At 67.3% G+C, this 18,138-nt stretch carries 18 protein-coding genes and 1 riboswitch; of the genes, 12 read left to right on the top strand and 6 right to left on the bottom strand.

Annotation, left to right across the window (positions count from 1 at the left end):
- Positions 1–15: 15 nt before the first annotated feature.
- Both ACFYLW_RS03165 and ACFYLW_RS03160 read left to right on the top strand, forming a co-directional pair.
- A complete protein-coding gene (locus ACFYLW_RS03165; protein ID WP_390182797.1) occupies positions 16–1,188 on the top strand; it encodes a carboxynorspermidine decarboxylase in 1,173 nt (390 codons plus the stop codon).
- Between the two features lie 168 nt (positions 1,189–1,356).
- Positions 1,357–2,310, top strand: a complete 954-nt coding sequence (locus ACFYLW_RS03160; RefSeq protein WP_390182796.1) for a hypothetical protein — start codon at positions 1,357–1,359, stop codon at positions 2,308–2,310.
- Here the strand turns inward: ACFYLW_RS03160 and ACFYLW_RS03155 are convergent.
- Genes ACFYLW_RS03155 through ACFYLW_RS03145 form a run of 3 tightly spaced genes read right to left on the bottom strand, consistent with a single transcriptional unit; the run spans position 2,307 to position 4,621 of the window.
- The gene (locus tag ACFYLW_RS03155) at positions 2,307–3,242 is read right to left on the bottom strand and encodes a bifunctional riboflavin kinase/FAD synthetase (protein ID WP_313472077.1); all 936 of its coding nucleotides are present in this window, start codon (positions 3,240–3,242) and stop codon (positions 2,307–2,309) included. The two genes, ACFYLW_RS03160 and ACFYLW_RS03155, sit on opposite strands and share 4 nt — an antisense overlap.
- 9 nt (positions 3,243–3,251) lie before the next feature.
- Positions 3,252–3,713, bottom strand: coding sequence for a MaoC family dehydratase (locus tag ACFYLW_RS03150; protein ID WP_390182795.1), 462 nt, complete (start codon positions 3,711–3,713; stop codon positions 3,252–3,254).
- Between the two features lie 38 nt (positions 3,714–3,751).
- Entirely contained in the window at positions 3,752–4,621 is an 870-nt protein-coding gene (locus ACFYLW_RS03145; protein ID WP_313472078.1) for a TIGR01459 family HAD-type hydrolase, read from the bottom strand.
- A 119-nt stretch (positions 4,622–4,740) separates the two neighbouring features.
- Between ACFYLW_RS03145 and lspA the strand changes: the two genes are divergently transcribed.
- Together lspA and ACFYLW_RS03135 are read left to right on the top strand one after the other, a co-directional pair.
- A complete protein-coding gene (gene lspA, locus ACFYLW_RS03140; RefSeq protein WP_313472079.1) occupies positions 4,741–5,268 on the top strand; it encodes a signal peptidase II in 528 nt (175 codons plus the stop codon).
- Positions 5,269–5,336: 68 nt separating this feature from the next.
- Positions 5,337–5,903 carry a DUF3035 domain-containing protein gene (locus ACFYLW_RS03135; protein ID WP_292083973.1) on the top strand — a complete coding sequence of 189 codons (567 nt, stop codon included), beginning with the start codon at positions 5,337–5,339 and terminating at the stop codon, positions 5,901–5,903.
- A gap of 72 nt (positions 5,904–5,975) precedes the next feature.
- Here ACFYLW_RS03135 and ispH read toward each other — a convergent pair whose 3' ends face one another.
- Entirely contained in the window at positions 5,976–6,947 is a 972-nt protein-coding gene (gene ispH, locus ACFYLW_RS03130; protein ID WP_390182793.1) for a 4-hydroxy-3-methylbut-2-enyl diphosphate reductase, read from the bottom strand.
- Positions 6,948–7,095: 148 nt separating this feature from the next.
- Here ispH and ACFYLW_RS03125 point away from each other — a divergent pair, with 148 nt between their 5' ends.
- From ACFYLW_RS03125 to ACFYLW_RS03115, 3 genes are all read left to right on the top strand, one after another.
- Positions 7,096–7,761, top strand: coding sequence for a Tat pathway signal sequence domain protein (locus ACFYLW_RS03125; RefSeq protein WP_292083975.1), 666 nt, complete (start codon positions 7,096–7,098; stop codon positions 7,759–7,761).
- 5 nt (positions 7,762–7,766) lie between these two features.
- Positions 7,767–9,566: an arginine--tRNA ligase gene (argS, locus tag ACFYLW_RS03120; RefSeq protein WP_390182792.1), complete on the top strand. Its 1,800-nt coding sequence runs from the start codon at positions 7,767–7,769 to the stop codon at positions 9,564–9,566.
- A 244-nt stretch (positions 9,567–9,810) separates the two neighbouring features.
- Positions 9,811–10,821: an adenosine deaminase gene (locus ACFYLW_RS03115; RefSeq protein WP_313472082.1), complete on the top strand. Its 1,011-nt coding sequence runs from the start codon at positions 9,811–9,813 to the stop codon at positions 10,819–10,821.
- 132 nt (positions 10,822–10,953) lie between these two features.
- On the opposite strand, the gene pncA is transcribed toward ACFYLW_RS03115, so the two are convergent.
- Positions 10,954–11,583: a bifunctional nicotinamidase/pyrazinamidase gene (pncA, locus tag ACFYLW_RS03110; protein ID WP_313472083.1), complete on the bottom strand. Its 630-nt coding sequence runs from the start codon at positions 11,581–11,583 to the stop codon at positions 10,954–10,956.
- A gap of 3 nt (positions 11,584–11,586) precedes the next feature.
- A complete protein-coding gene (locus ACFYLW_RS03105) occupies positions 11,587–12,555 on the bottom strand; it encodes a class 1 fructose-bisphosphatase (protein WP_313472084.1) in 969 nt (322 codons plus the stop codon).
- A 112-nt stretch (positions 12,556–12,667) separates the two neighbouring features.
- Positions 12,668–12,766: riboswitch (glycine riboswitch) on the top strand.
- 161 nt (positions 12,767–12,927) lie between these two features.
- Between ACFYLW_RS03105 and gcvT the strand changes: the two genes are divergently transcribed.
- The 5 genes from gcvT (at position 12,928) to ACFYLW_RS03080 (ending at position 18,077) form a co-directional block, all read left to right on the top strand.
- A complete protein-coding gene (gene gcvT / locus ACFYLW_RS03100; RefSeq protein ID WP_390182791.1) occupies positions 12,928–14,043 on the top strand; it encodes a glycine cleavage system aminomethyltransferase GcvT in 1,116 nt (371 codons plus the stop codon).
- A 12-nt stretch (positions 14,044–14,055) separates the two neighbouring features.
- On the top strand, positions 14,056–14,421 hold the full coding sequence (gcvH, locus tag ACFYLW_RS03095; RefSeq protein WP_390182790.1) for a glycine cleavage system protein GcvH: 366 nt from the start codon (positions 14,056–14,058) through the stop codon (positions 14,419–14,421).
- A 120-nt stretch (positions 14,422–14,541) separates the two neighbouring features.
- Complete coding sequence (gcvPA, locus tag ACFYLW_RS03090) at positions 14,542–15,888, top strand: aminomethyl-transferring glycine dehydrogenase subunit GcvPA (protein WP_390182789.1); 1,347 nt, start codon at positions 14,542–14,544, stop codon at positions 15,886–15,888.
- 15 nt (positions 15,889–15,903) lie between these two features.
- Positions 15,904–17,484, top strand: coding sequence for an aminomethyl-transferring glycine dehydrogenase subunit GcvPB (gcvPB, locus tag ACFYLW_RS03085; RefSeq protein ID WP_390182788.1), 1,581 nt, complete (start codon positions 15,904–15,906; stop codon positions 17,482–17,484).
- Positions 17,485–17,663: 179 nt separating this feature from the next.
- On the top strand, positions 17,664–18,077 hold the full coding sequence (locus ACFYLW_RS03080) for a PGPGW domain-containing protein (protein ID WP_390182787.1): 414 nt from the start codon (positions 17,664–17,666) through the stop codon (positions 18,075–18,077).
- Positions 18,078–18,138 lie beyond the last annotated feature (61 nt).

The raw sequence follows: 18,138 nt of genomic DNA, 5'->3' as shown, positions 1-18,138 counted from the left end.
CCCGAGTAAGAACACATGGAAACCCAGGCCGGTGATCCGGGCGCCTTTGCGCACTTCGACCTGAACCGTGTCGCCTCGCCCGCCTTCGTGGTGGACGAGGCGGCGGTGCGGCGCAATCTGGCCGTGCTGAAGGACGTGCGCGACCGGGGCAATGCGCGGGTGCTGCTGGCCCTCAAGGCCTTTTCCATGTGGTCATTGGCGGACGTCGTCGGGGAATACCTCGACGGCGTCTGCGCCTCCGGTCTGTGGGAGGCGCGACTGGCGCGCGAGTTCTACAAGGGCGAACTGACCACCTATTCGCCCGCCTACAAGGCCGAGGATCTGCCCGAGATCCTGCGCCTGTCCGACCACGTCATCTTCAACTCGCCCGATCAGGTGACGCGCTTCGCCGACCTGATTGCCGAGGCTCGCGCGGCCGGCGAGACCTTCGAGATCGGCCTGCGGCTGAACCCCGAACATTCCGAGGGCGAGGTCGCCAAATACGATCCGGCCCAGCCCTGCTCGCGCCTGGGCTATCCCGTGTCGCAGCTGACGCCGGAAAAGATGGTCAGCATCGACGGCATCCACATCCACGCCCTTTGCGAACAGGACTTCGCGCCCCTGTCGCGCATCTGGGCGGCGGTCGAGCCCAAGCTGGCCCCGCTGCTGGGCGACGTGAAGTGGATCAACCTGGGCGGCGGCCACCACGTCACCCGCGCCGACTATCAGATCGAAGATCTGGTCGCCTTTCTCAACGACATTCAGGCGCGCTACGGCGTCACCGCCTATCTGGAGCCGGGCGAGGCCGTGGCCCTGGACGCCGGCATCCTGATCGGCGAGATCCTCGACGTCTTCGACAACGGCATGCCCATCGCCATCACCGACCTGTCGGCCACCTGCCACATGCCGGACGTGATCGAGGCCCCCTATCGCCCCGCCATGCTGCATGAGCCCGAGGACGGCGTCACGGTGCGCCTCGGCGGCCCGTCCTGCCTGGCCGGCGACATCATCGGCGACTACGTCTTCGCCGAGCGCCCTGTGCCCGGAACGCGCCTCGCCTTCCTCGATCAGGCCCACTATTCGATGGTGAAGACCAACACCTTCAACGGCGTCCCCCTGCCCGCCATCGCCCTGTGGAACAGCGCCACGGACGAGCTGAAGATGATCCGCGAGTTCGACTGGACGGAGTTCCGCGACCGGCTGTCTTAGGCCTTTTACGACGTTACGTCACCAAACCTGCCTCTGCCCAGCAAGGACGGACAATACCGGCTCACCTTCCCTGCGTGATATAACAGGGTTCCCGCATGATTGACTTGAATGCGCGGTGACTTCAACTTGAGCGACATGTTCTAATTGAACCTTCGTTGAAGAGACATCATGTCCGTTGCTGCCCTTTTCGCCGCCGCGCTTATCAGCGTCGCGCCTCAGGATTCCACGCCCTCGACTTCACTGGGCGAACCGGTTGAGGTCGAGGACATCATCGTGAACGGTCGGAGATTCGAGGAAGCGGCCGCTCGGTATGTTGGGGCGGTCGCCAATCCCGCCGGTAGTCGCGGCCTGGCGCGTTGGCGGAGCGAGGTTTGCGTCAGCGTCGCCAACCTGCAGCCAGAGGCCGCGCAACACATTATCGATCGAATATCGGCAGTCGCGATTGACCTGGGCCTCAGGCCTGGCGACCCAGGATGCAAACCCAATATCATTATTTCGGTTACGGATGACCCTTCTGGCCTAGCGGCTTCGCTCGTGGGTCAGTCCTTCAGGTCTTTTCACACCGGCGGCAGCGGCACGGATCAGGGACGCGCCAAGCTTAACGCCTTCATAAGGGACGAACGCCCAGTGCGCTGGTGGCATCTCAGCTACCCTGGCAATGCCGAAACAGGCGAGCTAGCCGTGCGGTTGCCAGGTTTTTATGACGCGAAGGGCATGATGGCCGATGGGAGCGATGTTCACGCCTACGCGCCAGCAGTAAGGACGACCAGCGCATCTCGTATTCGCTCAGCCATTTCCGATTTTCTGTCCCAGGTCATCATCATCGTCGATACCGACGAGGCGGGGTCCCTCTCGCTCGACCAACTGAGCGACTACTTGTCGATGGTCGCCTTCGCCCAGATCGACCCCGCAGGGCAAACTCGGGAATTCAGCACCATTCTAAATCTGTTCGATGAAACCGTAGCCACGCCCGCCGGTCTGACAAGTTGGGACAAGGCCTACCTCTCAGCGCTCTATCAATCTGACTTGACGCGTATCCAGATCGGCAACCAGCGGTCAGCCCTAGCCGCAGCAGCCTTGGCCGCCAAGGCAGAGGCTGATCAGCCTATGTCCGGGAACTAGGAAGACCCGAGCACAGCCCGCGCCGCCGCCGCATCCGCCTCGATCTGCACCTTCAGCGCATCCAGCCCGTCGAACTTCATCTCGCCGCGCAGGAAGGCGATCAGTTCGGTCTCGATGGTCTGGCCGTAGAGGCTCTCATCGAAGTCCAGCAGCCAGACTTCCAGCAAGGGTGCTTCGATCTCGAACATGGGGCGGACGCCCAGGTTGGCGACGCCCTTTATCACCCGTCCGTCCGGCAGGCGGGTGCGGGTGGCGTAGACCCCATAGGCGGGGCGCATATAGTCGCCCATGGCCACGTTGGCGGTCGGTACGCCGATGGTGCGGCCGCGCTTATCGCCGTGGATCACCTCGCCCTGGATGGAGAAGGGACGCCCCAGGATGGCGGCGGCGCGGTCCATGTCGCCGGCCTTCAGCGCCTCACGGACAGCCGAAGACGACAGTTTCAGGCCCGAGGCGTCGTCGATGCGGTCGGTGACGGAGACGGTGAAGCCCAGGCTCTCGCCATAGGTGCGCAGCAGGGCGGGCGAACCGGAGCGGCCCTTGCCGAAGGTGAAGTCGAAGCCGACGGCGGCGTGGACGATGCCCAGACCTTCCGACAGGACGCGACGGGCGAACGCCTCGTCGCTCATCCCCGCCATCTCGGCGTCAAAGGGGATCAGGTACAGACGGTCGACGCCCAGCGGCGCAAGCGCCCGGGCCATCTGGTCCGGCGACATCAGGCGAAAGGGCGCGGCCTCGGGCTGGAAAAGGCGGCGCGGATGCGGATCGAAGCTGACGACGCCCAGCGGGACGCCCAGACGTTCAGCGGCGGCGCGGGCCGAGGCGATGACCGCCTGGTGGCCGCGATGCACCCCGTCGAAGGCGCCGACGGCCACCGCCGCCCCGCGCTGCGAGGCCGGCAGATCGCGCCAGCCGCGGATGACCTCAACCACCTCGGAGACTCAGCGGGCCGAGGGCTTGCGGCGACGCGGCACGCGCACGACGGCGACCCCGTCCATGATCAGCTTGTCGCCGACGAAGCCCTCGCACTTCAGCTGGGCGCGGGCGCCCTCCTGATCCATTTCGATCACCGTGATGACGATGCGGACCGAATCGCCGATGCGGACCGGGAAGTGGAAGGCCAGGGTCTGGGAAATATAGATCGACCCGGCGCCCGGCAGGATAGTGCCGACCACCGCCGAGCCGAAGGCGGCGCTGAGCAGGCCATGAGCGATGCGGCCGCGATAGGCGGTCTTGGAGGCGAACTCCTCGTCCAGATGGACTGGATTGAAGTCGTCCGACGCCTCGGCGAACAGGCGAATCCGGTCCTCGGTGACGTGGACGATCTTCTCTGCGGCCATGCCGACGTGGAGTTCGTCGAGGATGTAACCGCCCGACGGATGCTGTGTGACGTATTCGACCATGTGCGGGCTTTACGGCAGGTGCGACGAAATGGCGAGCCTCACCACGCCAGTTCGAGCGCGGCGTAGCGCGCAAAGGTCGTCTCGGCCCGGAGCAATTCGGCTGCGAGCGCCGGGTCCAGCGCCCCGTCCGGCCCCTTGGCGGCGTCGCCGTGGATGCCCTGGGCGATGAAGAGGCAGTCCAGCGCCTGCTCGGCGGCGCCCAGGACGTCGGTGATCACGCCGTCGCCGATGCACAGAACGCGCGAGCGATCGACGGGGCGGCCCATCAGGCCCTGCGCCTCGCGCAGGGCCAGCTCATAGATGGGACCGAAGGGCTTGCCGGCCATGACCACGCGCCCGCCCATTTCCTCGTACAGGTCGGCGATGGCGCCGCCGCAATAGATGATGCTGTCGCCCTTCTGCACGATGCGGTCGGGGTTGGCGCAGATCAGCTCCAGATCGCGCTCGACGGCGGGGATCAGGCGCTGGCGATAGTCCTCGGGCGTCTCGGTCGCGTCGTCGAACAGACCGGTGACCGACAGGAAGGCGGCGTCCGAGGCGTCATGGGCGCTGGTCAGGTTCAGCCCTTCGTACAGGACGAAGTCACGGTCGGGGCCGATGATCCAGGCCGGGCCGGGAGCGCGGCGGGCCAGTTCGGCGCGGGTGGCGTCGCCCGAGGTGACGAAGGCCTTCCAGGCGCTGCGCGGCACGCCCAGCGAATCCAGTTGCGCCACCACGTCCGACGAGGGCCGCGGCGAGTTGGAGATCAGGACGACATGGCCGCCCTTCTCATTGAACTTCGTCAGGGCCTCGCAGGCCACGGGCCAGCTTTCGCGGCCGTTGTGGATCACCCCCCAGACGTCGCACAGCAGGATGTCATAGTCATCGGCGACGGCGGACAGGCGGGGCAGAGCGTGAGGCAGGGTCATGAAGCGCTTATAGCCGCCGCGCCGCCGGGGGAAAGGCCGCAGCCGGCTCCAGTCCCCATCGGGCGCCCGTCGCTTTCCCTCTTCGCCCTCGCCCTGCTTCCTGCTAACCGGCTTTCAGCATGAAAATTTCTCGCCTCGCTCTCGCCGCCTACGGCACCGCCCTTGTCGTCATCGTGCTGGACCAGCTGACCAAGGCCATGGTCCTGGGCGCCATCGACGCGGCCCACATCTCGCAGATCCCCGACGGCTATCGCATCGCCGAGGTCATGCCGCCGATCTTCAACCTGACCTATGTGTTGAACACAGGCGTCAGCTTCGGCCTGTTCGGCGGCGGCGCCGGGCGCTGGATCCTGAGCGCCTTCTCGGTTCTGGTGGCCGTCGCCCTGGCCGTCTGGGCCACGCGTTCGGACCGCAAGCTGATGATCGCCGCCATCGGTCTGGTGATGGGCGGCGCCCTGGGCAATGTCTTCGACCGCATCCGCTTTGGCGGCGTGGTCGACTTCCTCGACTTCTCGGGAACCGGCCTGTTTCCGTGGATTTTCAACATCGCCGACGCGGGCATCACCGTGGGCGTCGTCCTGCTGATCCTCGACAGCTTCCTGTCGGAACGCCGCTCCACGGTTGGCGCGGCCCACGAAAAGTCGTAATCACCCCCTCTTCGTTACCGTCCCGAGCCAGCGTCATTGGACGCGCCTCCCGGAGCCGAGCTGACCCTATGCGTATCCGTAGCGCCCTCACCGTGGCCCTTCTCGCCACCACCGCCCTCGGCCTGACCGCCTGCTCGAGCATGAAGCAGAGCATCGGCCTGACCAAGGTCGTGCCCGACGAGTTCGTCACGGTCGCCAGCGCCCCGCTCTCCGTGCCGCCCGAGTACGGCCTGACCCCGCCGTCGCCAGGCCAGCCGCGTCCGCAGGAACTGGCGCCGGAAAGCGCCGCCCGTCAGATTCTTCTCGGCCAACGCCAGGCTGTGACGCGTACCGGCGGCGAACAGATCCTGGTCAACCAGGCCGGCGCCGACCGCGCCGATCCCCTGGCTCGCTATGTCGTCGACGACGAGTTCGGCGATCTGGCGCACAAGGAAGAAAGCTGGGCCAACCGCGTCATGTTCTGGCGCAAGAACGATCCGGCCACGCAGACCGCGACCGTTACCCAGACCGCCGATGGTGCGCGCACCATCGACGCCAGCACCGAACACGCCCGCCTTCAAGCCCTCACCGGCACGCAGCAGGGCATCACGATCGCTCCGCGTCAGGACCGCGGCTTCAAGCTGCCCGGCCTCTAAGACCTCAGGTCCAGCCAGACCCGAACGGGCGCGCTTCGTGAATGCGGGGCGCGCCCTTTTTCTTGCGCGGTCTCAGGCGGTCAAGACGCGCGGCAGCTTGAACGAAACAGTCTCGCGCGCGCCGTCGTCCTCGGTCACGGTCGCGTCGAAACGGGCCCGGATGGCGTCGATCAGGGCCTCGATCAGAGGCTCGGGGGCCGAGGCGCCGGCGGTGACCCCCACCGTGGTCACGCCCTCGAACCACGACCAGTCCACATCGCCGGCGTCATCGACCAGACGGGCGTCGCCCGCCCCGGCCTTCAGCGCGACATCAACCAGGCGCGCCGAGTTGGACGAGTTCTTTGACCCCACCACCAGCACCAGCTGGCAGCCCTCGCCCAGACGCTTGACCGCTTCCTGACGGTTGGTGGTGGCGTAGCAGATGTCTTCCTTGTGCGGGTCCGGTAGTTCCGGGAAGCGGCGCTTCAGCGCCGCCAGGATGTCGGCGGTGTCGTCCACCGACAGCGTCGTCTGGGTCGCATAGGCCAGTGGCTGATCGCCTGGCCGCTGGAAGGTCTCGGCGTCCGCCACCGTCTCGACCAGGCTGATGGCGCCGGGCGGCAGCTGGCCCATGGTGCCGACGACTTCGGGGTGGCCGGCGTGGCCGATCAGGATGATATGCCGTCCCGCCGCATGATGGCGCTCGGCCTCGACGTGGACCTTGGAGACCAGGGGGCATGTGGCGTCGAGAAAGAGCATCTCGCGCGACCGCGCCGTCGCCGGCACCGACTTGGGCACGCCATGAGCCGAGAAGACCACGGGCCGGTCGTCCGGGCATTCGTCCAGTTCCTTGACGAAGACCGCCCCCATGCCCTTCAGCCGCTCGACGACATGGCGGTTGTGCACAATCTCGTGGCGCACATAGACGGGCGCCCCGAACTTCTCGATGGCGCGCTCGACGATCTGGATGGCCCGATCAACCCCGGCGCAGAAGCCGCGCGGCGTGGCGAGGCGCACGTCCAGGGGGCGGCGGTCAAAACTCCAGGGCGGTACGGGCGCGTTCATGGGCGGAACCTAGTCGCTCACGCGTCTTGCCGCCACTGGCTGCGTGGTCGCGTTTGCCGCGCCTCGCTTTAGCCGCTATCACCACCGAGCGTGGCCTGGTCGGACGTCCGATCGTTCCACGCCCCCTTCGACTGCCGGAAAGCTCCTGATGCGTCGCGTCCTGACCGCCCTTGCCGCCCTCTCCATCGCGGCCGTGCTGATTCCCCAATCCGCCGAGGCCCAGTCCAGCGGCCGCCAGGGCGGCCAGCAAAGCCGCGAACAATCGCCCGACCAGGGAACCTCGCAGAATGCACGTCGCGTACGCATCGCGCCGCTGAACCGCCGTGCCAACGCCGGCCCCTGCCCCTACGTCAAGGTGCTCTACGACGCCGCGCGCTATGTCGAGATGGCCGACTTCAGCCGCCCCTCGGCGGCGGGCGTCGGCTTCACCGGCGAGATCGAAGGCGTCTCGGCTGACTGCGTCTATCGCGAATCCGACCCCATCCGCCTGGACTTCAACGTCCTGTTCAACCTCGGCAAGGGCCCGCAGGCCAGCGGCGACGGCCGCACCTATCGCTACTGGATCGCCGTGACCGAACGGAACAACGCCGTCCTGGCCAAGGAATACTTCGACCTACCGGTCGATTTCGCAGGCCAGACGACCACCTCGGTCCAGCAGGCCCAGTCCATCGTCATCCCCCGCGCCGACGCCACCACCAGCGGCAACAACTTCGAAGTCCTGATCGGCTTCGACGTCACGCCTGAAATGGCCGAGTTCAACCGCTCGGGCAGCCGCTTCCGCGTCACCGCCGGCCAGACCCAACCGAATCCCTAAAAGCCATGACTGATCTCAAGACCTCTCTCAGCGAAGCGGTCGGGTCCGCCTTCGCCGCCGAAGGCGTGGACAAGGCCCTGGCCCGCGTCACCGCGTCCGACCGCCCCGACCTGGCCGACTTCCAGTCGAACGGCGCCCTGGCCGCCGCCAAGGCGCTGAAGGCCAATCCGCGCGAACTGGCCGCCAGGGTGGCCGAGCGTCTGGCCGCCGATCCGCGCCTGTCCTCAGTCGAGGTCGCTGGCCCCGGCTTCATCAACATGAAGCTGTCGAACGCGGCCCTGGCCCAGCGCGCGGCCGAGGTCGCGGCGGACGAGGAACTGGCCGGCGCCTCACGCGTCGAACCGCGCAAGGTGGTCATCGACTACGGCGGCCCGAACGTGGCCAAGCCCATGCACGTCGGCCACCTGCGCAGCGCCATCATCGGCGAGAGCCTGAAGCGGCTGTTCCGCCTGCGCGGCGACGAAGTCGTCGGCGACGCCCACTTCGGCGACTGGGGCTTCCAGATGGGCCTGCTGATCACCGCCTGCGGCGACGAGGGTCTGGCCGACGCCTTCATGGCCGAGGGCGACGGCCCCTTCCCGGCCGAGACGCCGGTGACGCTGGCCGACCTCGACCGCCTCTATCCGCTGGCCGCGGGCAAGGCCAAGGAAGACCCCGCCTTCCGCGACCGCGCCCGCAAGGCGACGGCGGAGCTGCAGGGCGGCCGCCCCGGCTATCGCGCCCTGTGGTCGCACTTCGTCGCCGTCAGCCGCGAGGCGTTGAAGCGCGAATATGACGACCTGTCGGTCGATTTCGACCTGTGGAACGGCGAAAGCGACGCCGATCCCCTGATGGGCGAGATGATCGCCGACCTGAAGGCCAAGGGCCTGCTGGTCGAGGACGACGGCGCCCAGGTGGTCCACGTCGCCCGCGACGGCGAAACCCGCAAGAAGAAGCTGGCCGACGGCTCGGTGATAGAAGCGCCGTCGCCTCCGCCGCTGCTGGTCATCAGCTCGGAAGGCTCGGCCATGTACGGCACGACCGATCTCGCGACGATCCTCGACCGCAAGAAGTCGATCGGCCCGGACCTGATCCTCTACGTCGTCGACGAGCGCCAAGCCGAGCATTTCGAGCAGGTCTTCCGCGCCGCCTACCTGGCCGGCTACGCCCCGGAGAAGTCGCTGGAGCACCTCGGCTTCGGCACCATGAACGGCGCCGACGGCAAGCCCTTCAAGACCCGCGCGGGCGGCGTTTTGAAGCTGCGCGACCTGATCGATCAGGCGACCGAAAAGGCGCGCGAGCGCCTGCACGAGGCCAAGCTGGGCGACGACCTGCCCGCCGAGGAGTTCGAGGACATCGCCCGCAAGGTGGCCGTGGCCGCGCTGAAGTTCTCGGACCTGTCGAACAACCGCACGACCAGCTACGTCTTCGACCTCGACCGCTTCATGAGCTTCGAGGGCAAGACCGGCCCCTATCTGCTGTATCAGGCCGTGCGGGTGAAATCCCTGCTGCGCAAGGCGGCGGAACAAGGCGTGGCCCTGACCCCCATCGTCGTCGCCGAACCGGCCGAGCGCGACCTGGCCCTGACGCTGGACGCCTTCGACGCGGCCACGGCCGACGCCTATGACAAGCGCTCGCCCAACCTGATCGCCGAGCACGCCTATCGCCTGGCGCAGAGCTTCTCCAAGTTCTACGCCGCCTGCCCGATCCTAGTCGCGCCCGACGCCGCCGCCAAGGGCTCGCGCCTGGCCCTGGCCGCCGCGACCCTGCACCAGCTGGAGACGGCCCTGCGCCTGCTGGGCATCGAGACGCCCGAGCGGATGTAGTAACCTCAATCCTCCCCCGTTTACGGGGGAGGGGGACCGCGAAGCGGTGGAGGGGGCGGCCTCAACCGCTCCGCTCGAATCTCTTCGCTACCCGCGCCTGACCTTCGATTGTGGCGTTCGCTCTCGCCCCCTCCACCATGCTCCGCATGGTCCCCCTCCCCCGCTACGCAGGGGAGGATCGCTGCTGCTGATGACGGCAAGGCCTCAGACCGCTAGGTTGCGCTCCAAGTTACGGAGCCTCCCCATGTCCCTCGACGCCTTCATCGCCGGCCTGCCCAAGGCCGAACTGCACCTGCACATCGAGGGCTCGCTGGAGCCGGAACTGATGTTCGAACTGGCGCAGCGCAACGGCGTCGCCATCCCCTACGACAGCGTCGAGGCCGTGCGCGCGGCCTATGACTTCTCGAACCTGCAGGACTTCCTCGACATCTATTACGCGGGCGCCGCCGTGCTGCTGACGCGTCAGGATTTCGAGGATCTGGCCTTCGCCTATTTCCAGCGCGCCGCCGCCGACAACGTGCGCCACGCCGAGATCTTCTTCGATCCCCAGACCCACACCGACCGGGGCGTCCCCTTCGGCGTGGTGGTCGAGGGCCTGATCGCGGGCATGGACCGCGCCAAAGCCGAGCTGGGCGTCACCAGCGGCCTGATCCTCAGCTTCCTGCGCCATCTGAGCGAAAACGAAGCCTTCGCCACGCTGGAGGCCGCCAAGCCCTACCTGCACCACTTCATCGGCGTCGGGCTGGATTCGTCCGAGGTAGGCCATCCGCCGGCCAAGTTCCAGCGCGTCTTCGCCGCCGCCCGCGAACTGGGCCTGAAGCTGTGCGCCCACGCCGGCGAGGAAGGCCCGCCCGCCTATGTCCACGAGGCCCTGGACCTGCTGCACATCGACCGCATGGACCACGGCAACCGCTCGATGGAGGACGAGGGCCTGATCGCGCGTCTGGCCGCCGAGCAGATGACCCTGACCGTCTGCCCGCTGTCGAACCTGAAGCTGTGCGTGGTCAAGGACCTGAAGGACCACCCGGTCCCCGAGATGCTGCGCCGCGGCCTGCACGTCACCCTGAACTCAGACGACCCCTCCTATTTCGGCGGCTATGTGAACGCCAACTACATCCAGTTGGCTGAGGCCGTCGGCCTGACCCGCGAGCAGGTGACGCAACTGGCGAAGAACAGCTTCGAGGGCAGCTTCCTGAGCGAGGCCGACAAGGCCGCGCGGATCGCCGAGGTCGAGGCTTACGCGGCGGGGCACTGATCCCTATCTTCCGTCATCCCGGACAGGCCGAAGGCCTGATCCGGGACCGCCAAACACGCGATGGTTTGAATGTCGAGCTTCCTGCGGTCCCGGCTCGGCGCCTCGCGGTGCGAGGCTTGGCCGGGATGACAGCTATAAGAGCGAGACCGCCTCGACCTCAACCACCCCCAGCGCCGCGAAGCTCGCCTTGGACGCCGCCGCCGTCTCTTGGGCAATCGCCCGGCAGGCGTCCTCGATCACCATGGCCTCAAAGCCTTCGCGTACCGCGTCCTCGGCGGTGAAGCGGACGCAATAGTCATAGGCCAGGCCGCACAGGAAGACGCGCGTCACGCCCCGGTCGCGCAGCAGACCCGCCAGGCCTGTCGCCGTGCGATGGTCGTTCTCGAAGAAGCCGGAATAACTGTCGACCGCCGGGTTGTAGCCCTTGCGGACCACAGCCAGGGCCTTGACCACGGCGGGGGCGACGTCGGGGTGAAAGTCCGCCCCCGGCGTCCCCTGCACACAATGGTCCGGCCACAGCATCTGGGGGCCGTAAGCGACCTCGATCTCGGTGAAGGGGGTCGCTCCGTCGTGGTTGGAAGCGAAGCTGATCTGGTCCGGCTTGTGCCAGTCCTGGGTGGCGATCACCGTGTCGAAGCGTTCGGCCAGGCGGTTGATCAGGGGCATGATCCCCGCCCCGCCCTGCACCGCCAGGGCGCCGCCCTCGCAGAAGTCGTTCTGGGCGTCGATGACCAGAAGCGCGTCTGATGCGGTGATCCTCACGGTTCAGGCCGCCGCGATCTGATCGACCTCGTTGGCCGAGCCAAGCGCCACCGGGATGCGCTGGTGCAGTTCGGTCGGGGTTACGTCCAGAATGGCCTGCTGGCCGTCCGTGGTCGCCTTGCCGCCCGCCTGTTCGATCAGAAAGGCCATGGGGTTGCCCTCGTACATGAGCCGCAGTTTGCCCGGCTTGTTCGGCTCGCGCTTGTCCCACGGATAGAGGAAGACGCCGCCGCGCATCAGGATGCGGTGCACATCGGCCACCATGGCGGCGACCCAGCGCATGTTGAAATTCTTAGCCCGGGGTCCGTCCGCGCCCTGCAGGCAGCCGTCGACGTAGCGTTGGACGCTCTCGGCCCAGTGGCGCTGGTTCGACATGTTGATGGCGAACTCCTTGGTGTCCGCCGGGACGGTGATCTTCTCGTGCGTCATCAGCCACTGGCCGTCATGCGACAGGGTGAAGCCCGCCACGCCCTTGCCCGTCGTCAGCACCAGCATGGTCTGGCCGCCGTAGAGGCAATAGAGGGCCGCGACCTGCTGACGACCCGACTGCAGGAAGTCGGCCTCGGTCGGCGTGGCCGACGGTGATTTCAGCACAGAGACGATGGTGCCGACGGGGGCGTTGATGTCGATGTTGGACGAGCCGTCCAGCGGGTCGAACAGAACCAGATACTCGCCCGCCGGGTTGGGCGCGGGCTGAACCGTGTCCATTTCTTCCGACGCCACGCCCGCCACGGACGGACAGGCCAGAAGCATATCCGTCAGAACGTCGTTGGAGATGACGTCGAGCTTCTTCTGCTCTTCGTCCTGCACATTCACCGCGCCCGATGCGCCCAGAGCCCCGACCAGGGCGCCGCCCGAGACGATCTTGCGGATTTCGACGCAGGCGGCGGCGGCGACCGTCAGGGTCTGGCTCAGGCCCTGCGGCAGATCGAGAGAGGCCAGGTGGGCGGCGAGGTCGGTGCGGGCGGTCATGGCGGCGTTCAATCCTGTCACGAGAGCTGTTCGCGCCCCTCATGGCCCTTCGGATCGTACACGGCAAGCCCGGCGCCGCTTGACTTCGCCCCGGAGTCGGGGCCTTAGGTCGAGCGCTCTCGCGGGAGAGATCGGCGGTCGTGAAACGGCTGTCGGGGCCGAAGGCGCAACCGCCCCGGAAACGCTCAGGCAAAAGGACCGCGAAAGCGCACGGACGCTGGAAAGTCGCCCCCCTTCCCGGGATTCATGGGCGCGCCGACGGAGCAAGGCCGCCCTCGTTTCCGGGGATGGTCGGAATCTCTCAGGCTTCAGGACAGCGGGGGCGCGACGACGGCGAAGCTATCGCCGCAACCCGCGACCGGAGGATGCTCGATGAGCGACCAGGCCCTGAAGACCACCCCCCTCAACGCGGCGCATCGCGCGCTCGGCGCCCGCATGGTCGGGTTCGGCGGCTATGACATGCCGGTCCAGTACGAAGGCGTGCTGGCCGAGCACCGCTGGACCCGCGAACACGCCGGCCTGTTCGACGTCTCGCACATGGGTCAGGCCAAGATCACCGGCGCTGACGCCATCCAGCAATTCCAGCGCTTCGTCCCCGGCGACTACGAGATCCTGAAGGCCGGCAAGCAGAAGTACTCGCTGCTGCTGAACGCCGAGGGCGGCATCATGGACGACCTGATGGCCGGAAAGCCGGACCATGACGGCCTCTATGTCGTAGTCAACGCGGGCAACAAGGACGCCGACTTCGCCTTCCTGAACGCCAACCTGGACGGCGACGCCAAGCTGACCATCCTGGACGACCGCGCCCTGCTGGCCATCCAGGGGCCGGAAGCCGCCGAGGTCATGGCCAGGCACGAACCGGTGCTGGCCGACATGGGCTTCATGGATTCGGCGCGCCTGATGCTGTTCGGCGTCGAATGCTATATCTCGCGCTCCGGCTACACCGGCGAGGACGGCTACGAGATTTCGGTGCCGAACGCCGACGCCGAGCGGGTGTGGAACCTGCTGCTGTCCGACGCCCGCGTGAAACCGATCGGCCTGGGCGCCCGCGACAGCCTGCGCCTCGAAGCCGGTCTGCCGCTGCACGGCCACGACATCGACGCCGGGACCACCCCGGTCGAAGCCGCGCTGACGTTCGCCCTGTCGAAGTCGCGCAAGGAAGCCGCCGACTTCAACGGCGCCGAGACCATCCTGAAGCAACTGGCCGATAGCCCCTCGCGCGTCCGCATCGGTCTGCACGTCAAGGAAGGCGCCCCGGCCCGCGAAGGCGCCGAGATCGCCGACATGGAAGGCAATGTCATCGGCAAGATCACCTCGGGCGGCCCGTCGCCGACCCTGGGGCACAACATCGCCATGGGCTACGTCCCGCCGGCCTTCGCCGAGCTGGGCTCGGACCTGAAAGTCATCGTGCGCGGCAAACCCGCCGCCGCCGAAGTCGTCGCCACCCCCTTCGTGGCCACCCGCTACTATCGCAAACCTAAAGCCTGAGAGATCAGACACATGCGCTTCACCAAAGATCACGAGTGGGTTCGCCTCGAGGGCGACGTCGCCACGGTCGGCATCTCCAAGCACGCTGCTGACGCCCTGGGCGACGTGGTGTTTGTCGAGACGCCGGAAGCCGGCAAGACCGTCTCGGTCGGCGACAGCTTCGCCGTCGTGGAATCGGTCAAGGCCGCCTCGGACGTCTACGCCCCCGTGGCCGGAGAGGTCATCGAGGGCAACGAGGCCCTGGCCTCGGCCCCGGAAACCGTCAACGCCGATCCCGAAGGCGAAGGCTGGTTCGCCAAGATCAAGGTCTCCGACGCCTCGGCCGTCGACGCCCTGATGGACCAGGCCGCCTACGACGCCTACCTCGCCACCCTTTAAGGCTCCCGCCTTCTCCGCTCATCCCCGCGGAAGCGGGGACCCAGTTCTTTGGGATCAAGCAGCGGTGTTTGAAGCTTAAACCTGGGTCCCCGCTTCCGCGGGGATGAGCGGAATAAAGTAATGCGCTACCTCCCCCTGACGCCCGACGACCGTGAGGCCATGCTGGCCGCCATCGGCGCCAAATCCATCGACGACCTGTTTGTCGACGTGCCGCAGGCCGCGCGCCGTGACGGCTTTGTCGACCTGCCCCGCGTGGCGGGCGAACTGGAGGTCGAACGCGCCCTCTCGGCCATGGCGGGCAAGAACGCCACGGCCTCGACCGTGCCCTTCTTCTGCGGCGCCGGCGCCTACAAGCACCACGTCCCGGCCACGGTCGATCACGTGATCCAGCGGTCGGAATTCCTGACCAGCTACACCCCCTATCAGCCGGAAATCGCGCAGGGCACCCTGCAGTACCTGTACGAGTTCCAGACCCAGGTCGCGAACCTGTCCGGCATGGAAGTCGCCAACGCCTCCCTCTATGACGGTTCGACCGCCATGGCCGAGGGCGTGCTGATGGCCACCCGCGTGACCCGCCGCAACAAGGCCGTCATCTCGGGCGGCGTGCACCCGCACTACGTCAAGGCCACCGAGACCGTGGTCCACGCCGTCGGCGTCGAGACTGAAGCCCTGACCGCCGCCGTTGACGCTGAAGACGCCGTCATCGCGGCCATCGACAAGGACACGGCCTGCGTCGTCGTCCAGACCCCCAACGTCTTCGGCACCGCCACCGACGTCACGAAGATCGCCGAGGCCGCCCACGCCGCCGGCGCCCTGCTGATCGTCGTCGTCACGGAAGCCGTGTCGATGGGCCTGCTGAAGTCGCCCGGCGAAATGGGTGCCGACATCGTCGCGGCCGAAGGCCAGTCGATCGGCAACGCCCTGAACTTCGGCGGCCCCTACATCGGCCTGTTCGCCACCCGCGAGAAGCTGCTGCGCCAGACGCCCGGCCGCTACTGCGGTGAGACGGTGGATGCCGACGGCCGTCGTGGCTTCGTCCTGACCCTGTCCACGCGCGAGCAGCACATCCGCCGCGACAAGGCCACGTCGAACATCTGCACCAACTCGGGCCTCTGCTGCCTGGCCTTCACCATCCACATGAGCCTGCTGGGCGAGACGGGCCTGCGCCAGATGGCCCTGCTCAACCACGAGAAGGCCGTCGCCACCCGCGACGCCCTGGCCGCCATTCCCGGCGTCGAGGTCCTGACCCCGCGCTTCTTCAACGAGTTCGCGGTCAAACTGCCCAAGAACGCCGCCGAGGTGGTTCAGACCCTGGCCGACAACGGCATCCTGGCGGGCGTGCCCTACAGCCGTCTGGCCCCGGAAGCGGGTCTGGACGATGTCCTGCTGGTCGCCGCGACCGAGACCACGCTGGACGCCGACATCAAGATCCTGGCGGGTGCGCTCGCCAAGGTCCTGGCCGCCTAAAGGGAGTTTGGAACCATGAGCACGATGAACACTGTCGGCCGTCCGACCACCCCGAACGCCCTGCCGGACAACGACTACAAGCACCCGACCCTGACGGGCGCGCGCGGCCTGCTGCAGGACGAAGCCCTGATCTTCGAAGGCGACGGCTGGAACAAGACCGGCGTCGACCTGCCCAAGCCGGCCACCGACGGTTCGGACCTGGGCGACCTTGTCCGCAAGGACCCGATCGGCCTGCCCGGCCTGTCGGAGCCCGAGGCCATGCGCCACTATGTGCGCCTGAGCCAGAAGAACCACGCCATCGACCTGGCCATCTATCCGCTGGGCTCGTGCACGATGAAGCACAATCCGCGCCTGAACGAGAAGATGGCGCGTCTGCCGGGCTTCTCGGACATCCACCCGCTGCAACCGCAATCGACGGTGCAGGGCGCGCTGGAGCTGATGGACAATCTGGCCCATTGGCTGACGACGCTGACGGGCATGCCTGCGGTGGCCCTGTCGCCCAAGGCCGGCGCCCACGGCGAGCTGTGCGGCCTGATGGCCATCCGCGCCGCCCACGAGGCCAAGGGCGAGCATGAGCAGCGCCGCAAGGTCCTTGTCCCGACCTCGGCCCACGGCACCAACCCGGCCACCGCCGCCTTCGTCGGCTACTCGGTCGTCGAGGTCGCCCAGACCGACGACGGTCGCGTGGATGTGGCCGACCTGGCGTCCAAGCTGGGTCCGGACGTGGCGGCCATCATGGTCACCAACCCGAACACCTGCGGCCTGTTCGAGCGCGACATCCTGGAGATCAGCCGTCTGACCCACGAGGCAGGCGCCTACTTCTATTGCGACGGCGCCAACTTCAACGCCATCGTCGGCCGGGTGCGCCCCGGCGACCTGGGCGTCGACGCCATGCACATCAACCTGCACAAGACCTTCTCGACGCCCCACGGCGGCGGCGGTCCCGGCGCCGGTCCGGTCGTGCTGTCCGAAGCCCTGGCCCCGTTCGCCCCCGCTCCGTGGGTCGTGAACACCGGCGACGGCTACAAGCTGGTCGAGCGTGAGGAAGACGAGGCTGCCCAGGCCTTCGGACGCCTGTGCGCCTTCCAGGGGCAGATGGGCATGTATGTGCGCGCCCTGTCCTACATGATGTCGCACGGCTCGGACGGTCTGCGTCAGGTGGCCGAGGACGCCGTCCTGAACGCCAACTACATCAAGGCCCGCCTCGAGGACCTGATGAGCCCGGCCTTCCCCGAGGGGCCGTGCATGCACGAAGCCCTGTTCGACGATGAATGGCTGAAGGGCACGGACATCACCACGCTCGACTTCGCCAAGGCGATGATCGACGAGGGCTTCCACCCGATGACCATGTATTTCCCGCTGGTCGTCCACGGGGCCATGCTGATCGAGCCGACCGAGACGGAATCCAAGGCCGAACTGGACCGCTTCATCCACGCCATGCGCCTTCTGGCCGAAGCGGCGAAAGCCGGCGAGGTTGAACGCTTCAAGGGCGCCCCCTTCCATGCGCCCCTGCGGCGTCTGGACGAGACTCGCGCCGCGCGCTCGCCGCGCCTGCGCTGGTCGGCCCCGGAAGGCTCCAACATCGCCGCCGAGTAGGGCTGCGAACCCGACTTGAAGTGAAACGCCGTGTCTTTCGAGACACGGCGTTTTGCATTTCAGAGGCCTCTTACGAAAGCTTCATGGGCACGCCACGGTTCGGCCTTGTCACCCGTGTCTAGGATAGGCTGACAGCCTCTCCCAAGGCTGTCGCCGCTCCTCCCCCGACCGTGACGCCCGTGACCCTCGCCCTGATCCCCTTCCGCGCCGACAGCCGGCCTCGTTCGAGGCCCGGGCTGCTGCGTCGTGCGAAGCGTCTGAGCATGATGACGCTGGGCTTCCTGGTCATCGGCCTGGGCATCCTGATCGCCCCCCTGCCCGGCCCCGGCGGCGTACCGGTCATCGCTCTGGGACTGGTTCTGCTGCTGCGCAATTCCTGGTGGGCCAAGCGCCAGTTCATCCGCGCCCAGCACGCCCGGCCCAAGTGGGTCTATCCCTTCCGCCGCCTGATGCGGAAGAAGCCGGAGATCGCGCCGGTCTTCTGGCAGCAGGCCCTGCGCGCCGAGAAGGTGGTGCTTCGCAAACGCCCCTCGCGGCAGCTGATCCGGGTTCGCAAACGCGCTCGCCGCGTCCTGCGCCGCGCCTTCCGCTGAACAGCGACGCTTCGCCGCACACGGTAACGTGAACGGCGGTGCGATCGCGTTTGCGCCGAAC

It is taken from the genome of Brevundimonas sp. NPDC007368, from assembly GCF_042869015.1.
GTDB lineage: Bacteria > Pseudomonadota > Alphaproteobacteria > Caulobacterales > Caulobacteraceae > Brevundimonas.
Note: the sequence above shows the minus strand (reverse complement) of the source record. Positions and strands in the feature narration are given on the sequence as shown.

What these genes read in the sequence shown, in the direction of transcription:
- ACFYLW_RS03150 (WP_390182795.1), bottom strand. Translation starts at nt 3,713, where the DNA reads ATGGTCGAATACGTCACACAGCATCCGTCGGGCGGTTACATCCTCGAC.
- ACFYLW_RS03165 (WP_390182797.1), top strand. Translation starts at nt 16, where the DNA reads ATGGAAACCCAGGCCGGTGATCCGGGCGCCTTTGCGCACTTCGACCTG.
- gcvT (WP_390182791.1), top strand. Translation starts at nt 12,928, where the DNA reads ATGAGCGACCAGGCCCTGAAGACCACCCCCCTCAACGCGGCGCATCGC.
- gcvPA (WP_390182789.1), top strand. Translation starts at nt 14,542, where the DNA reads ATGCGCTACCTCCCCCTGACGCCCGACGACCGTGAGGCCATGCTGGCC.
- gcvH (WP_390182790.1), top strand. Translation starts at nt 14,056, where the DNA reads ATGCGCTTCACCAAAGATCACGAGTGGGTTCGCCTCGAGGGCGACGTC.
- ACFYLW_RS03135 (WP_292083973.1), top strand. Translation starts at nt 5,337, where the DNA reads ATGCGTATCCGTAGCGCCCTCACCGTGGCCCTTCTCGCCACCACCGCC.
- ACFYLW_RS03105 (WP_313472084.1), bottom strand. Translation starts at nt 12,555, where the DNA reads ATGACCGCCCGCACCGACCTCGCCGCCCACCTGGCCTCTCTCGATCTG.
- ACFYLW_RS03125 (WP_292083975.1), top strand. Translation starts at nt 7,096, where the DNA reads ATGCGTCGCGTCCTGACCGCCCTTGCCGCCCTCTCCATCGCGGCCGTG.
- lspA (WP_313472079.1), top strand. Translation starts at nt 4,741, where the DNA reads ATGAAAATTTCTCGCCTCGCTCTCGCCGCCTACGGCACCGCCCTTGTC.
- ispH (WP_390182793.1), bottom strand. Translation starts at nt 6,947, where the DNA reads ATGAACGCGCCCGTACCGCCCTGGAGTTTTGACCGCCGCCCCCTGGAC.
- ACFYLW_RS03115 (WP_313472082.1), top strand. Translation starts at nt 9,811, where the DNA reads ATGTCCCTCGACGCCTTCATCGCCGGCCTGCCCAAGGCCGAACTGCAC.
- ACFYLW_RS03145 (WP_313472078.1), bottom strand. Translation starts at nt 4,621, where the DNA reads ATGACCCTGCCTCACGCTCTGCCCCGCCTGTCCGCCGTCGCCGATGAC.
- gcvPB (WP_390182788.1), top strand. Translation starts at nt 15,904, where the DNA reads ATGAGCACGATGAACACTGTCGGCCGTCCGACCACCCCGAACGCCCTG.
- argS (WP_390182792.1), top strand. Translation starts at nt 7,767, where the DNA reads ATGACTGATCTCAAGACCTCTCTCAGCGAAGCGGTCGGGTCCGCCTTC.
- ACFYLW_RS03160 (WP_390182796.1), top strand. Translation starts at nt 1,357, where the DNA reads ATGTCCGTTGCTGCCCTTTTCGCCGCCGCGCTTATCAGCGTCGCGCCT.